This is a genomic window from Terriglobia bacterium (genome assembly GCA_020072565.1).
Taxonomy (GTDB): Bacteria; Acidobacteriota; UBA6911; order UBA6911; family UBA6911; genus JAFNAG01.
Genome location: JAIQGI010000047.1, coordinates 1 through 14,051, shown reverse-complemented (window position 1 = coordinate 14,051; position 14,051 = coordinate 1). Strand labels below are relative to the sequence as shown.

The following is a 14,051-nucleotide window of genomic DNA, read 5'->3' as shown; positions in this document are numbered from 1 at the left end:
CCGGAGGAAGGTGCCGGAAGTCGGAATGATAGCGGATTCCCGTGCACAACAGATTGGGATTACCAGCCCGGCTTTCGAATGCCTGGCCTGTCTCGAACAGCTTTCATTCTGGCCCATGACTCCCCGCCGCCGGGGGCAATCCTGCCCAGCCCCTGGGCTTCATTTCTTCTGATTTTTTTCTTGACAAGAGGTACATATAGTACTAATTATTTAGAATGCGACGAAAAAGCCCGACTCTGACGGAACAGGAACTCGAGATCATGAAGGTCGTCTGGGAGCTCGGCACTGCCACGGTTCGTGATGTCTACGAGACCCTGCTGGCGCGGCGGAGGATCGCCTACACGACCGTCATGACCATGATGAAAATCATGGAAGAAAAGCAGTATTTAAAGCGGCGGCTCGAGGGGCGCGCCTTCGTCTACGAGGGGACGCGGCCCAAGAAGCAGATGATTCGCGAAATGGTGAGCGAGTTCATCAATCGCGTCTTCAACGGCTCCGCCGAGCCGTTGCTGGCCCATCTAGTCGAAGACCGCCGCCTGTCGGAAAGAGAGCTGAAGCACATTGCCAGAATGATCCGGGACAACCAATAGGCCCCAAGGACCCGGCCGGCGTTGCGTGGCACGCCATCCGCGACGCCAGTGGCCCAGCTTCGATTTCGGATTTTTTGAGCTTGGATCTTGCATCGCGGATCGGTTGAGAAAGAGGCAAACCGAGAGCCGACGTTTTTCCAATCCAAAACCCGAAATCCAGATAAGGCTATGACCCCACAAATGTGGTTGGAGAACCTGGCAGCATACAGCTTGCAGGTCGCTGCCCTGATCATCGCCGGCACCGGGCTCGTCTACCTCTTCCGGCTGAAAGCGCCGGCCGTGCTGCTGGCCTTCTGGCAGGCTTTGCTCGCCGTCTGCTTGCTGTTGCCCGCTTTCCAGCCTTGGCGGCAGGTCCGGCATGCACTGGAAGGCGCCGCCCAACCGATGGGAATAATATATTCCCTGCCGGTTTTCCCGGAGCCGGACACCGTTCCGCCGGTGCCTGCAATGACCCGCGTGCGATCGATACCCTTCCCCACCTATGAGATCATTGCCTTGACCCTCGGGGCCGGCGCGGTGCTGCGACTGCTGTGGCTGGCTGTGGGCCTGATGCGCCTGCGCCATTATCAGAACAAGTCGCGCAGGCTCTCGGCGCTTCCGGAGTCGATCCTGGACATGCAATGGCGCGTTGGGGTTTCCCCGGAGATCTTCCTCTCGGGGCACATCGACACTCCGGTAACCTTCGGCTGGCGCCGGCCGGCCGTGCTATTTCCGGAGTCCTTCACGGAAATGACGGAGAGCATGCAGCGGCCGATAGCCTGCCATGAGTTGCTGCACGTAGAGCGGCGTGACTGGCTGTTTATCGTGCTCGAAGAAATTCTCCGTTCGATGTTCTGGTTCCATCCCGCCGTCTGGTGGGCGCTGGGAAGAATTCACCTCAGCCGCGAACAGGTGGTGGATCGCGAGGTATTGAGAGTCACGGGCGCGCGGGGTCCTTACCTGGAGTCCCTGCTCCACATAGCGTCGCTGCGGGGCCGGCCTGCGGCCGTACCGGCTCCGCTGCTTCTAAAGGAACGTCACCTGGTACAACGAGTGGCACTCATGCTAAAGGAGTCCAAGATGAGCAAATCAAGGTTGATCTTCAGCCTCGTGGCGATCGCTGCCTTTCTGCTCTGGACCGGCACCTTCGCCGCGGGCTGGTTCCCGCTGACAGCGCCGCCGGTGACGGCACCACCGCCTGCTGCACTCATGACGATGCAACCATCCGCTCCGGTGACGGCACCGGGCGCTGCGACCGTTACGGCGCCGACCCCCGTCAGCCCACCCGCCCGAACGGCGACTCCTGCACCCAAGGCTCCACAACAGGAGCCGATGCGCGTCGGCGCCGATGTCCAGGCTTCGAAGCTGATTTACAAGGTCGACCCGGTTTATCCCGAACAGGCCCGACAGGCCAAAGTTGAAGGGATCGTTAATTTGGAGGTGATGGTCGATGAGCAGGGGAATGTGGCATCGGTAAGAGTGATTCAAGGCTACCCACTGCTCGACCAGGCCGCCATGGACGCCGTAAGACAATGGCGCTATTCCCCAACGATTCTGAACGGTCAGGCCGTCCGGGTACTGGCGACCGTGCAGGTGCCCGTCGGTCCCTTATCCACTTCAGCCCGGCCGCTGGTTTCGCCGACAATCATCTTCACAGCGGGCGATTCGTCATTGCCGGTAATCAACCCGGCAGTGCGGCCTCCGCAAGGCGAACCCATGCGCGTCGGCGGCAACGTCCAGGAGTCGAAGATTATCAGGAAGGTCGATCCGATCTATCCCGAACTGGCGCGGCGGGCGAGGGTGGAACAGATGGTAATGCTGGAGTTGAGGATAAACGAGGAGGGATTGGTATCGAGTGTGAGGCTGATCAAAGGTCATCCCCTGCTCGACCGGGCCGCTATCGATGCCGTGATGCAGTGGGCCTACTCCCCAACCTACTCGAATGGCCAGGCCATCCCGGTCATCGCGACCGCCACGGTGATTTTCAGCCTGAGTCAGCGGTACACGCTGGACACAGATGGATATATCAAAGATTCGGAAGGCGTTCCCGTGTCCATCTCTGCGCTGAGAGAAAACAAAGGCTTGATTCAGGTCACCCCTGCCCCTCAAACCTCGTTCGACTCGATCCAGCAGACACTGGTCTATCTTCAAGCTCAAGGAGTCGATAATGTGCGGCTCAATTCCCAGGCTTATGTCTTCACCGCAGGCCGCCTTTTCTACCTCGCCTCCGATACTGTTACTAATCCGCCGGCTCCCGACCAGATAGTCCTGCCTCCGGTTCTCGACATCAACATCGATCAACTGGCCAAAATTGCCGAGACCTCCGGGCGCCTGCCGAGCTTCGGGGGCAACGCAACGACGGCAATCAACTTTACCGTGTGCGTGGATGAAGCAGGCCGGATCGTTGCCGTTCTAGCGCCGGGGGGTCCGTTTGACGTACCCGAAGTTGTGACCGCGCTGAAGCAGGCCCGTGTCGTCACACCGGGGCGCCACGGCAACATTCCTGTTCCGACCGCTACCAAGATAGCCATCCGCGTCTCGCTCAAGTAAAAATACCGCACCTGGAACGGCGAGTGACGAATGATGACTTTTCATTCGGCACTCGCCATTCGTCAGTTTCTTCTCCTCCTCCGCGCCCGTCTGCGCTAGTATCATTAGTGACAGGAATTGGCGAGGAGCGACCATGACTTACATCATCGCTGAACCGTGCATCAACGTGAAAGACACGGCCTGCGTCGACGTCTGCCCCGTCGATTGCATTCATCCGCGCAAAGACGAGGCCGGGTTTGCCGACGCTACTCAGCTCTATATCAATCCCGACGAGTGCATCGACTGCGGGGCGTGCGAGCCGGCCTGTCCGGTCGCGGCCATCTTCCCGGAAGAGGAAGTTCCGGAAAAATGGAAAAGCTACATCCAGATCAATTACGATTACTGGAAAAAGTAGCGCGGAATTAAACTACGAAGGACTCGAAAGACACGAAAGACCTTTTTCGTGTCTTTCGTGTTTTTCGTGGTTATTTGATGGGACCCAATGTTTTCCAAAGTGGCTTCGCGCCTGCACGGCGAAACGAATCCCCTTTACGCGCTGCGCGACGAAATCGCCCGTGAGGGCCACTCGATCCTGGACCTGACTTCGGGCAATGTTACCGAGCACGGCATTTTGTTTCCGCAACCCCTGCTGGAGGAGATCCTGACGGAAGCCTCCCGCCGGTCCCGCATTTACCGGCCGGATTCATTCGGCGGGAGGCCGGCGCGCGAGGCTGTCTCCCGCTACTACCTGGCGCAGGACATCGTCATTCCTCCGGCGCAAATCCTGCTGACGCCCGGGACCAGTCTTTCGTACTGGTACAGCTTCAAGCTCCTGGCTGACGAAGGGGACGAAATCCTCTGCCCCCGTCCATCCTATCCGTTGTTCGACTATATTGCAGCCCTCAGCGGCGTGGCCCTGATTCCTTACCGGCTGGACGAGGAGCGGCAATGGGCCATCAACATGCAAGACCTCGAAAACAACATCTCGACCCGGACGCGCGCCCTGGTGGTGATATCGCCTCACAACCCGACCGGACATGTCACGACGCGCGACGAACTCGACGCGCTGGCCGAGCTTGCTGTGCGTCACAATCTCGCGGTCATCGCCGATGAGGTTTTCAACGAGTTCCTCATGGAGCGCAGAATCCTGCCACGCCCGGCTGCAGGCCGCGCACCGCTGGTGCTGACGCTCAACGGCTTTTCCAAGATGTTTGCCCTTCCCGGGATCAAGTTCGGCTGGATGGGGGTGACGGGAGAGGCCGAAAGGGTGCGACACGCGCTGCGCGCCCTGGAACTGATCTCCGACACATTTCTCCCGGTGAACGAAATGGTTCAGGCGGCGGCACCTGATATCATGCAGCAAGGCCGGCTGTTTCTCACCGGGTACGCGGATGAAATCCGCAGGCGGTGGGATATCACCCGGCGATTTCTCGATCAGGCACGGCACTGCAGTTACCGCGCTCCCGACGGCGGTTTCTTCGTAACGCTGCGGCTGGAGCGCGATGAAGAGGCCGCGGCCGAAGCCATCTTACGTGGAATTCACACTCTGATACACCCTGGCTATTTCTATGATATCGAGCCCCACCATCTGGTGTTCAGCTTTGCCGTCGAGCCCGAGTTACTGCGATCTATCTTCCCCCGCCTGTTTCCGATGCTCGAGAATCAAAATTTCTGACCCGAGATACGCGGTCACGGAAATCTAATAACTCTGCGAGAGGCTTTGCACAATCCTGAGCAGTGCCTGGAGCCTCATATCGTCAGGCATCAGCCTCACGTAGCGAAGTGCCCCGTCGAAGTTGTCCAGCGCCAGTTCTGCGACGAGCGCCATTTCGAGCTGATCCGCGGCGCTGGCGCCGATCCTCATGCCTGCCGGTCCCGTAGGGGGCGGATTCATTGCCGCTTTGTCTTTTTCTTCCTCGCGCAACTGCTGCACCACAAGTAATCCCTTCTGCAGAAGGTCGGCGCTGACTTCGCCTTCACAGTTGCGATAGGTGCGCAGCAGGTTCTGGATGGTAGAGGAGCGTCTCTGCAGCGGCTCGACTTTCATGACCAGCTGCGAAGCTGAATCGAGGGCCATGGAGGCCAGATCCGGATCTTCGAGGTTGGCCCTGGTCGCCAGGGTGATCAGCTCGTTGATCCGATCCGGACTGGTCGCTGCCTCCGCGAGCTTTTGGCTGACGAAGGCGGGATCTTTCGTCAACTTTCCGCGCAGGCTCTGGTACAAGTCGGCACCCGGCGAAGTGAGACCGCTGGAGGAAGTGATCCGGGAAGTCCCTCTGCCGTCCAGCGAATAGCTGAGGGTCACCGCATCCTGCGTGCCTCTGACCGGATTCAGTATGCCGTCGATTCCACCGACGCGATCCAGCTTGTTCCTAAGCCCCGGGATCGCATCCAATGTCTTCATCGTAAGGTCCGGGCGCCCCATAAGGCTGCGACAGATATCGACCACGGCCGCTTCCGCCGGTGTCAGCTGCAAGGATTGATCTCCGATGGTCACGGTCCCGCCCGCATTGGGGGTCACCTGCTTTTGCAGCGACGGCACGAGCTGGTTCAGCGCCTGCATATAGCGATTGGGATCAATATTGGGCAGCATGCGCACGAAACCGAGGTAGCTCGAAAGCCCGCGTGCATCCGGCTCATGCTGCCTGAAATCGGCGAGTGCCTGATCCACAATCCTCAGAGCTTCCGGTCTGTTGCCGGATTGACTGAACTGCGCGGCCAGGCGGCCGTTGGTGGCATAATCGGACCCTTGAGCCGCTTGCTCCCTCAAGAGTGTCAAGGCCTGTTCCGGATTCTGGACTGTCGTCTGCATGGCGAGCTGGTTCACAAACTGCTTATCGTTCTGTTCCTGGATCCTTTTGGCATCCGGACCGAGAGATGAGGGGGGATCGGGCCACTGCCGCCAGAGAACGATGGCCTGCTCGGAATCCGATTGCGCTAAGGATCTCAGCAGGGACTGTGCGCCCGACGTGCAGCGCTGGTAGGTTTGCAGGTCTGATGCGTCCCGCGCCGAAGATCGCAGCCACCCATACAGATCCTCGATTGCCGCCGGCGCTTTCGTCCGGTTGAGCCGAATCCAGCTTTGAGAGAGTTGCGAGAAAGCGCTTGGATCCTGACTTCGGCGGGCAAGGTCCGTCGCTTCCTGCAGGGCGGTGCGCGCATTTTTCAACTGTTCGACACTCACGCGCAGCTGGTGTGCCGTCCGCTTCAGGTCTTTAGCCTGGCTGTCTATGGCAACGACTCTGCCCTGCCCCGACAACGAAGGAACCAGCAATCCGGTAAGACACAGAAGACTGCAAAGAATGCGGGGATAACTCATCACTTGCCTCCCGAAGGTCGCTTCTCAGAGTGCTCCCGAGTGATTCATCTCTTGCTTAACTGCTTTTCGCTTATCATGCTCAAGTTTACAATATGGACTGTGATTCTCATCCGATATTTCGAGGTTGGTCGGAAAGATCCGCGAGATTGAGGCCTCTATGAGCAAAATCCAGATGTTGGAAGGTCAGTACGCGCTCGTTACCGGCGCCAGCCGCGGGATCGGGCGCGCAATCGCAGAGAGTCTGGCGGGCGCCGGCAGCAACATCGCCGTCACCGCACGCAATCTCGAGGAGTGCCGGACAGTGGCGAGAGATATCGGCCGCGAACTCGGGGTGCAGGCCATCGGGTTGCAGGCCGACGTCTCACGCCGCGAGAGCATTCACGAGCTTTTTGAGCAACTGCGGGCCTGGTCCTCCGGCCGGCTCGACATCCTGGTCTGCAATGCCGGCTATCCCATGCGGCCCGAGATCTGGAACACCCCGCTGCATGCCACTCCCGCTGAAAAGCTGCAGGCATGGTATCTCGACATTTTCGGCACCGACGCCATGGGCGCGGTCTTCTGCACCTTTGAAGCCCTGCCGTGGATGACGGCACGCCGAAGCGGCAGGATCATCTATATTTCCTCCACTCCGGCGCTAGAGGGATTCCAGGGCACTCCTTATACCCTGGCAAAGGCTGCGGTGCTGGGGCTGATGCGAGACGTGGCGCGCGAGTACGGAAAGGACAACGTCCGCGCCAATGCCCTGGCGCTGGGCAATATCCGGACGCCGGCAACCTTCGATCAACTGAATGATGAAAGCCGGAACGCCCTTGCCGCCGAATCTCCCCTGAAGCGCTGGGGTAACACCGAGGAGGTCGGCAGGGCAGCACTCTTCCTGGCTTCCGATCTCTCCAGCTTTGTCACCGGCCAGGTTCTCATCGTGGATGGCGGCACCGTGCGCCGCTAGGCGGCAAGCAGTCAGGGGAAAAACCGCTCGTCCTCATTCTGATTCCTGACTCTCGGCTCCTGCTTTTATCAGACAAGGGCGCCGGTAACGCAGGGCAGCGCGCCAAACTTGCGCGTGCGGGAATGGTAGTCGTCCAAGGCTTCCTGGAGGTCGCTTTCGTCGAAGTCCGGCCAAAGCCGCGGACAAAAGTGGAGCTCCGCATAGGCAGCCTGCCAGAGCAGAAAATTGGACAGCCGCTGTTCACCCGCCGTTCGAATCACCAGGTCGGGATCCGGTACGTCCCGTGAAGTCAGGGTGTTGGTAAACATCTGCTCGTCGATGTCCTCCGGCATCAGTGTTCGTGAGGCCACCTGCTGCGCAAGGGCCTGCACAGCCTCGACGACTTCATGTCGGGAGCCATAGTCGAGCGCCAGCCGCAGATGCAGCCGAGTACAGCCGCGCGTGGCACTTTCCACCTGGGAAAGAGCCGTCACAACCGCCGGAGAAATGCGGTCGCGCCTGCCGAATGCCGACAGCCGGATGCCGTTTTCGACCATGGACTGAGTCTCCTCAGCCACATATTTGAGAAAGAGGCGGAAGAGCGTCTGGACCTCCTGCGGCGGGCGCTTCCAGTTCTCACTGGAGAACGCAAACAAGGTCAGAACCGGGATTTCGAGCCGGCACGCCGCTTCCACCGTGCGCCGTACTGCGCGGGCACCCGCTTCATGTCCTCGCCAGCGCGGCCATCCGCGCTGCTCCGCCCATCGGCCGTTTCCATCCATGATGATTGCCACGTGACGAATCGAATTCATATTTCTCTCAACTGTGCGATGGCAGGGGATTGATTTGCGCCCGGAGAGATCCGGCAGCGCGACTACGTACGCGTCCCAGGTCAGGCAGAAGGCCCGAAAGCTTTTCGAGGTACTCTTCCAGCGCCAGACGTCCTTCCGGGCTCAGCCTGTATGTGCTCTTGGGCTTTCGGTCCTCGAACCGCTTATCGCAGATCACATAGCCCGCCTGCTCCAGCCTGCGCGCCTGAACGCTGAGGTTCCCGTCCGTGGTGCGGAGCAACTCGCGCAGTTCGGTGAAGCTGAGCGATTCCTGTACCACCAGGGCGGAGAGAATACCCAGGCGCAACCGCTCATGGATCATAGGATCCAACTCGCTGGGAGTGGGTCTTGCCGATTTGTGCTTTCTAACCATTGTGCCTCCAGGCGATGTATGCGCCGAACACCAGATGCAGCCAGCCGAAGCCTACCGCCAGCCAGACCAGGCCGAAGCTCTGCGGCGCCAAAGCCGCGGCCGCGGCCGTCGCCAACAGCGAAAGGCCGAGATAGCGCACCGGAGCAACTGAGACTAGACCCCCGTTGGTGATCGCGGCGCCGTAGCACCCGAGCCAGATGGCGGGCAGCCAGCCCAGGTTTTGAGTGCGGACGGCGAGGTTGGTGAGAACACCCCCCACAAACAGCGCCGGGCATAGACTCCAGAGGAGCTTGCGGATCAGGGGCGGCTGAAGCCGGGTCCGGGTCTGCCGCGACTTGCGATATATGCCGTAGGAGACGATCGCAAGCGAAACGACGAGCACGATCCCCCACACTTCGAGCGCCGGCTGCTGCACCGACTTGTCTCCCCAGGGGGCCCCCGTAACCAGCAGGTTGACCGCCACACCGGCAAAAGTCGTGACGCCGGCCGCCATCAGTCCCTTGCCCGGGACCGCAGTGAACCTTCCGGCGGCATCCAGGGTCTTGCGGATGTACTGGAGATTTTCGTGAGCCATTTCCGTACTGGATGGTTCAACCACAGCAGCCCTCCGGAGTGGTAAGTCCTTATGTACCACGAGGTGGAATGTTTGGTCAAGTACTTTATGAAATAAAGTTAAGGCGGAGCTGATTTGGGATTTGGGATGTGGGATTTTTCAAGGGTTGACTTCCTGCAAGACTCTACCTGCCGGCAGCGGCAGGTGTCTCCAATCCGAAATCCAAAATGAAGGTGGATCCGCAACCTGAATTCTTGAGTTCGACCGGGTTATTCGGAGAAATGGAAACCCGGGCCCAGCTTGCGCGCAATCCGGTCGTTGATCCAATGGCCGTCCCACCACTCCACCGGGTTGACCGGCAAGCCATCGAGGATCACAGCGAAGTGCAAATGGTCGCCCCCGGCGAGACCGGTTTCTCCTGTCTGGCCGATGATGTCGCCACGTGCGACCTTCTGGCCCTCGGCAACGCCGATGGACGAAAGATGCCCGTAAAGGCTCATGACGCCGCAGCCGTGGTCCACAATGACGGAATTTCCATAGATGCCGAAATATTTTGCCTGCACCACCACGCCGTCGTTCGCCGCCGGTACGGGCGCATGACGCGTAACCGCCAGATCGTAGCCAAGGTGGGTCTGGTGATCGACGATCTTGCCCTTGTAGCTGTAGGTTCTGTAGTCGGCAAAGCCGGCCATCACCTTGCCATTTTTCATCGATAGGAACGGCTTGTTCCAAAGCAGTTCCGGGCGCGACTTCTTCGCCAGATCTTTGAGCAGCTCGGCGTCTTTCTGACGCAGATCGACGTTGATGGCAAGATAGTTGCCGAGCATATCGCCGCGGTCCTGGACCTCCGGCGTCTGCGCCATAATCTCGGGGACGACCTTGCCGATGAATGCATCCGATAAATCGACCGTGTCTTCCTTGAACTTCTTGGGAAAAAACTGGTCAATGAAATTCAGCTCCGCCTGGTTTTCGGCTGCATCGACCGCCACGATGCGAGCATCGGGGGCGTTCATATCGAAGGGGATGGCAAAAAAGGCAAAGCGCTCTCCCTTGCTCCCGCCGGGCAGCGGGTAGCCCGGGAACCACCAGTTGCCCGCGCGCACTCCGTCCCGGACGGAAGATTCACCGACTCGATAAACGACGGCTTCACACCCTCCCTGGGCGACATAGGTCTGCGTGGAGATCACTTGCAGCGAAGGGGGAGATAGACGTACGGGAAGGATAATCTCCTGACTGGCGGCGCCGGGATGCCGCAGCCAGGTCCCGGCACGGCCTGCCGTCACCCGGATGCTTGCCTGGCCGGCTTTGAGCCAGCTTATGGTCTCGCGCCCCACCTGCACCGTGATGGTATCGCGCGCGGTGCGAGCACCCCAGAAGACCAGAGCGGATGGATAGGCATAGTCTTTCTCGGCCAGGCTTTCGACTCGTTCACCCTGCACGAATTCGATCTTCACGTGGCTCAATCCCCGCCCTGGCTCGCTGATCTCAACCGTGACCGGCGTGCGCTTGCCGATAACGGGGACTGCCGGGCGGATGTGGATCCCGGGGGGAGGACCGACACGCAAGAGCCCGATGCCAATCGCTACAACCACCGCCACGCCCCCCAGAAGCAGGATTCCTCGTGGCAATAAACCTCTCTTCTCAGCCATTTCTTTCATTGCCGACAGTCTGCGCCTCCCTGAAAGACATCCATGGTAGCACAGGGCCGCCCGCGTGAGTATGTTGTGGATCTTCAGTACGCCAAAATCCAAAATCTGAGCGCCGGAACTCTGCTATGATTTGAGGGTTCGGATGACATTCCCTGCTGCCTTTTCTCCGAGGATCCAGATATGAAGATTACGGTTCACGGTAATCAGGTCAACTACAGGCTTGACGGTCCCCCTTCGGCGCCCGTAATCATGCTCAGCCATTCGCTCGCCACCAACCTGACGGCGTGGGATCCGCAAGTAGATGCCTTGACTCGGAGTTTCCGTGTGCTTTGCTACGACACACTCGGGCACGGCGGTACCGATGTGCGCCCGGGCCCTTACACGCTCGATCAGCTCGCCGGGCAGGCAGGAGGTCTGCTCGACGCGCTTGGCATCGAGCGCGTCCATTTTCTAGGCCTGTCCATGGGGGGAATGATAGGGCAAACGCTGGCCCTGATGCGGCCGCAGTCTCTGACAAGCCTGATACTCTGCGGCGCCTCGAGCCGCATCCCCCCTGAGGCTCAGCCGCTATGGCAGGAGCGCATCAAGATTGCGGAGTCGGAAGGGATGGCGCCGCTGATCGAGCCGACGATCGGTCGCTGGTTTACGCCTTCCTTTCGTGCAACCCATGCGGAGGTCGTCGAGCGCGTGCGCGGCATGATCCGCGCAACAAGCCCGCTCGGCTACTCGGCGTGTTGTCATGCGATCGCAGCCCTCAATCTTACGGCCCGGATCCACACCATCAGGATACCGACCCTCCTCATTGTCGGTGAACAGGATCAGGGCATGCCGGTGGCTGTGTCCCGTGCCATCCATGACGAGATTGCCGGGTCGGAGCTTGTGATCCTGCCGTCGGCTTCTCACCTGTCGAATCTGGAACAAACCGTGGCCTTCAACCTCGCGGTGACATCTTATCTCGATCGGCTCGAATAGGCGGAGCGCTGTCCGGTGCTCCCCTTCACTGTAATAAGGGCTCCCCAACCTGTATCTTAATAGTAAGCGGGGTTATGGAACCGCGATCAGGAGGATAGCCGGTGATCAGTAAGAAAAGAGCATTTGGGTTCGTTGCCGGAGCAGCGGTGGCAGCGGCTGCAACGCTGCTTCTGGTGCCCCAATCGGGGAGAAGATTCCGCCGCACTTTGTGGCGCAAAGCCAAGACACTTTCGCGGATCGTGGGCAAGTAGGGCTGACCGACTTCAAAATCCGCGAAGCATCCGGCAGCGCGACAGAATTGCGATCCAGGCGTACCGAATTCGGTTGAGATTTCCGCTGCAGCTAACTATCTTGCAGCTACCATGTGGCAACACAACTACACGCCGATCGCGGGAAATCTCGGGATCTCGGCCCTGGTCGCCGCCCTGCCGATATTTTCGCTGCTCTATCTTCTGGCATGGAAGCGCAAGCCTGCCTGGATCGCCGGTTTGGCCGGGATAGCAGCTGCCGCACTCGTAGCCCTGCTTGCCTACCGCATGCCTGCAGGCACAATGTTGACTGCGACCGCTTACGGGGCGGCGTTCGGACTGTTTCCGATCGGCTGGGTTGTCTTCAGCGCCATTCTCCTGTACAACATCACGGTTGAGACGGGGCAGTTCGGCATCGTCAGGGATTCCGTGGCCGCAGTAACAGAAGACCGCCGACTTCAGGCCTTGCTCATCGCCTTTGCCTTCGGCGCATTCATCGAAGGGGCTGCGGGTTTCGGGACGCCGGTTGCGGTCTCTTCAGCAATGCTGGCAGGACTCGGCTTCCCTCCTTTTTATGCCGCCTCGATCTGTCTGCTGGCAAACACTGCACCCGTCGCCTTCGGCTCGATCGGGATTCCAATCCTGACCCTGGCGGGGGTGACGGGCCTGCCGTTGGGCCGACTGAGTGCAGGGGTGGGGCGGATCTGCGCCCCCATCTCGCTGATTATCCCCTCCTATCTGGTCGCGGTCATGGGAGGGAGGCGCGGCCTGAGGGGCGTCTTGCCGGCAGCGGCGCTGTGCGGCGCATCTTTCGCATGCGTCCAACTTCTGGTCTCGAACCTGGTGGGTCCTCAACTGACGGATCTGCTGAGTTCGTTGGCCGCGATGGGCTCTCTGGGGGTGCTTCTGGCTATGTGGAGACCCAAGGACCAGTTTCACCTCAAGGGTAACGTCCCCGCTTCCGCGCCGGCCCACACGCATTCCGGATGGGAGCTGTTTCAGGCCTGGGGACCCTATATGCTTCTGGTTATATGCGTCCTGCTTTGGGGCTGGGCGCCGGTTCAGAGTCGCTTGAACGCGGTCAATGTTTCGTTTTTCTGGCCTGGGCTGCACAATGCCATCCAGCGAGTTCCGCCGGCCGTGCCTTCACCCGTCCCCTACGCCGCACCTTTCAATCTCAACTGGCTTTCCGCCTCGGGCACGGCATGCCTCGTGGCCGCGGTTTTGTCGGCGTTGTGGTTGCGCATGTCGCCGGCGCGATTCGGGCGCGTCGTGTGGAGGACCGCAAGACAGCTGGCGTTTTCCGAACTTACCATCGCTTCCGTTCTGGCACTTGCTTTCCTGATGAACTACTCGGGGGCCACGGCTACACTCGGGCTTGCCTTTGCAGCAACCGGAGACTTGTTCCCCTTCTTCAGCGCATTGCTGGGATGGCTGGGAGTGTTCCTGACGGGTTCCGACACGTCCGCGAACGCGCTCTTCGGCAACCTGCAGGTGGTGACGGCCGGGCGGCTGGGCCTCAATCCCATTCTGATGGCGGCATCCAACTCGAGCGGCGGTGTCATGGGGAAAATGATCAGCCTGCAGAGCATCGCCGTCGCTGCAGCGGCAACCGGCTTGCGCCCGGAGGATGAATCGAAGCTTTTCCGCTTCACCTTGCGGCACAGCATCGCGCTGGCCTCCATCATCGGCCTGATCACGATGCTCTACGCCTACGTGGTATCTGGGTGGACCCCCTGAAATGGAGGAGCCCGGAGTCAGAACAAAGACAAAAGATATCGCTTTATTTGACCCATCCGCGTCTTTTTCTCCTGACTCCAGAAAGGAAGGGCTCGGGGAGTTATTTGCTCCACGAGCCCTTAGTACTGCACCGAGAATTGTTGGGACAGGCTTAGTACATGTCGCCCATGCCGCCACCACCACCCGGCATCGGCGGCGCCTTCTTCTCTTCCTTGATCTCTGAGACCAGGGCTTCGGTCGTCAACAACAGGGCCGCAATCGACGCTGCGTTCTGCAGCGCCGTGCGCGTCACCTTCGTCGGATCGATCACCCCGGCGCTCACCAGGTCCTCGTACTTCTCGGTC

The 14,051-nt window shown here is 60.0% G+C and carries 14 protein-coding genes; 8 read left to right on the top strand and 6 right to left on the bottom strand.

Features of this window, described 5'->3' with window-relative positions:
- Positions 1-215 precede the first annotated feature (215 nt).
- From LAP85_22780 to LAP85_22765, 4 genes are all read left to right on the top strand, one after another.
- Entirely contained in the window at positions 216-590 is a 375-nt protein-coding gene (locus tag LAP85_22780; protein MBZ5499234.1) for a BlaI/MecI/CopY family transcriptional regulator, read from the top strand.
- 168 nt (positions 591-758) lie between these two features.
- On the top strand, positions 759-3,119 hold the full coding sequence (locus LAP85_22775; GenBank protein MBZ5499233.1) for a M56 family metallopeptidase: 2,361 nt from the start codon (positions 759-761) through the stop codon (positions 3,117-3,119).
- A 133-nt stretch (positions 3,120-3,252) separates the two neighbouring features.
- Entirely contained in the window at positions 3,253-3,513 is a 261-nt protein-coding gene (locus tag LAP85_22770; protein ID MBZ5499232.1) for a ferredoxin family protein, read from the top strand.
- A gap of 87 nt (positions 3,514-3,600) precedes the next feature.
- The gene (locus LAP85_22765) at positions 3,601-4,773 is read left to right on the top strand and encodes a pyridoxal phosphate-dependent aminotransferase (GenBank protein ID MBZ5499231.1); all 1,173 of its coding nucleotides are present in this window, start codon (positions 3,601-3,603) and stop codon (positions 4,771-4,773) included.
- A 24-nt stretch (positions 4,774-4,797) separates the two neighbouring features.
- Here LAP85_22765 and LAP85_22760 read toward each other — a convergent pair whose 3' ends face one another.
- Entirely contained in the window at positions 4,798-6,417 is a 1,620-nt protein-coding gene (locus LAP85_22760) for a hypothetical protein (GenBank protein MBZ5499230.1), read from the bottom strand.
- Positions 6,418-6,574: 157 nt separating this feature from the next.
- On the opposite strand from LAP85_22760, the gene LAP85_22755 reads away from it, so the two are divergent.
- Entirely contained in the window at positions 6,575-7,363 is a 789-nt protein-coding gene (locus LAP85_22755; protein MBZ5499229.1) for an SDR family oxidoreductase, read from the top strand.
- 68 nt (positions 7,364-7,431) lie between these two features.
- Here LAP85_22755 and uppS read toward each other — a convergent pair whose 3' ends face one another.
- The 4 genes from uppS to LAP85_22735 form a co-directional block, all read right to left on the bottom strand.
- Complete coding sequence (gene uppS, locus LAP85_22750; protein ID MBZ5499228.1) at positions 7,432-8,154, bottom strand: di-trans,poly-cis-decaprenylcistransferase; 723 nt, start codon at positions 8,152-8,154, stop codon at positions 7,432-7,434.
- 7 nt (positions 8,155-8,161) lie between these two features.
- The gene (locus tag LAP85_22745) at positions 8,162-8,545 is read right to left on the bottom strand and encodes a transcriptional regulator (protein ID MBZ5499227.1); all 384 of its coding nucleotides are present in this window, start codon (positions 8,543-8,545) and stop codon (positions 8,162-8,164) included.
- Positions 8,538-9,143 (bottom strand): hypothetical protein, encoded by a 606-nt coding sequence (locus tag LAP85_22740; GenBank protein ID MBZ5499226.1) that lies wholly within the window; start codon positions 9,141-9,143, stop codon positions 8,538-8,540. The genes LAP85_22745 and LAP85_22740 overlap by 8 nt, the downstream gene beginning before the upstream one ends.
- A gap of 224 nt (positions 9,144-9,367) precedes the next feature.
- Complete coding sequence (locus LAP85_22735) at positions 9,368-10,747, bottom strand: M23 family metallopeptidase (protein ID MBZ5499225.1); 1,380 nt, start codon at positions 10,745-10,747, stop codon at positions 9,368-9,370.
- Between the two features lie 180 nt (positions 10,748-10,927).
- On the opposite strand from LAP85_22735, the gene pcaD reads away from it, so the two are divergent.
- From pcaD to LAP85_22720, 3 genes are all read left to right on the top strand, one after another.
- A complete protein-coding gene (pcaD, locus tag LAP85_22730) occupies positions 10,928-11,719 on the top strand; it encodes a 3-oxoadipate enol-lactonase (GenBank protein MBZ5499224.1) in 792 nt (263 codons plus the stop codon).
- Between the two features lie 101 nt (positions 11,720-11,820).
- A complete protein-coding gene (locus tag LAP85_22725) occupies positions 11,821-11,970 on the top strand; it encodes a hypothetical protein (protein ID MBZ5499223.1) in 150 nt (49 codons plus the stop codon).
- Between the two features lie 111 nt (positions 11,971-12,081).
- On the top strand, positions 12,082-13,707 hold the full coding sequence (locus LAP85_22720; GenBank protein MBZ5499222.1) for an L-lactate permease: 1,626 nt from the start codon (positions 12,082-12,084) through the stop codon (positions 13,705-13,707).
- A gap of 151 nt (positions 13,708-13,858) precedes the next feature.
- On the opposite strand, the gene groEL is transcribed toward LAP85_22720, so the two are convergent.
- The coding region (gene groEL / locus LAP85_22715) for a chaperonin GroEL (GenBank protein ID MBZ5499221.1) at positions 13,859-14,051 on the bottom strand (193 nt) is incomplete at its 5' end.

What these genes read in the sequence shown, in the direction of transcription:
- LAP85_22720 (MBZ5499222.1), top strand. Translation starts at nt 12,082, where the DNA reads ATGTGGCAACACAACTACACGCCGATCGCGGGAAATCTCGGGATCTCG.
- LAP85_22770 (MBZ5499232.1), top strand. Translation starts at nt 3,253, where the DNA reads ATGACTTACATCATCGCTGAACCGTGCATCAACGTGAAAGACACGGCC.
- uppS (MBZ5499228.1), bottom strand. Translation starts at nt 8,154, where the DNA reads ATGAATTCGATTCGTCACGTGGCAATCATCATGGATGGAAACGGCCGA.
- pcaD (MBZ5499224.1), top strand. Translation starts at nt 10,928, where the DNA reads ATGAAGATTACGGTTCACGGTAATCAGGTCAACTACAGGCTTGACGGT.
- LAP85_22755 (MBZ5499229.1), top strand. Translation starts at nt 6,575, where the DNA reads ATGAGCAAAATCCAGATGTTGGAAGGTCAGTACGCGCTCGTTACCGGC.
- LAP85_22775 (MBZ5499233.1), top strand. Translation starts at nt 759, where the DNA reads ATGACCCCACAAATGTGGTTGGAGAACCTGGCAGCATACAGCTTGCAG.
- LAP85_22745 (MBZ5499227.1), bottom strand. Translation starts at nt 8,545, where the DNA reads ATGGTTAGAAAGCACAAATCGGCAAGACCCACTCCCAGCGAGTTGGAT.
- LAP85_22780 (MBZ5499234.1), top strand. Translation starts at nt 216, where the DNA reads ATGCGACGAAAAAGCCCGACTCTGACGGAACAGGAACTCGAGATCATG.
- LAP85_22765 (MBZ5499231.1), top strand. Translation starts at nt 3,601, where the DNA reads ATGTTTTCCAAAGTGGCTTCGCGCCTGCACGGCGAAACGAATCCCCTT.
- LAP85_22760 (MBZ5499230.1), bottom strand. Translation starts at nt 6,417, where the DNA reads ATGAGTTATCCCCGCATTCTTTGCAGTCTTCTGTGTCTTACCGGATTG.
- LAP85_22735 (MBZ5499225.1), bottom strand. Translation starts at nt 10,747, where the DNA reads ATGGCTGAGAAGAGAGGTTTATTGCCACGAGGAATCCTGCTTCTGGGG.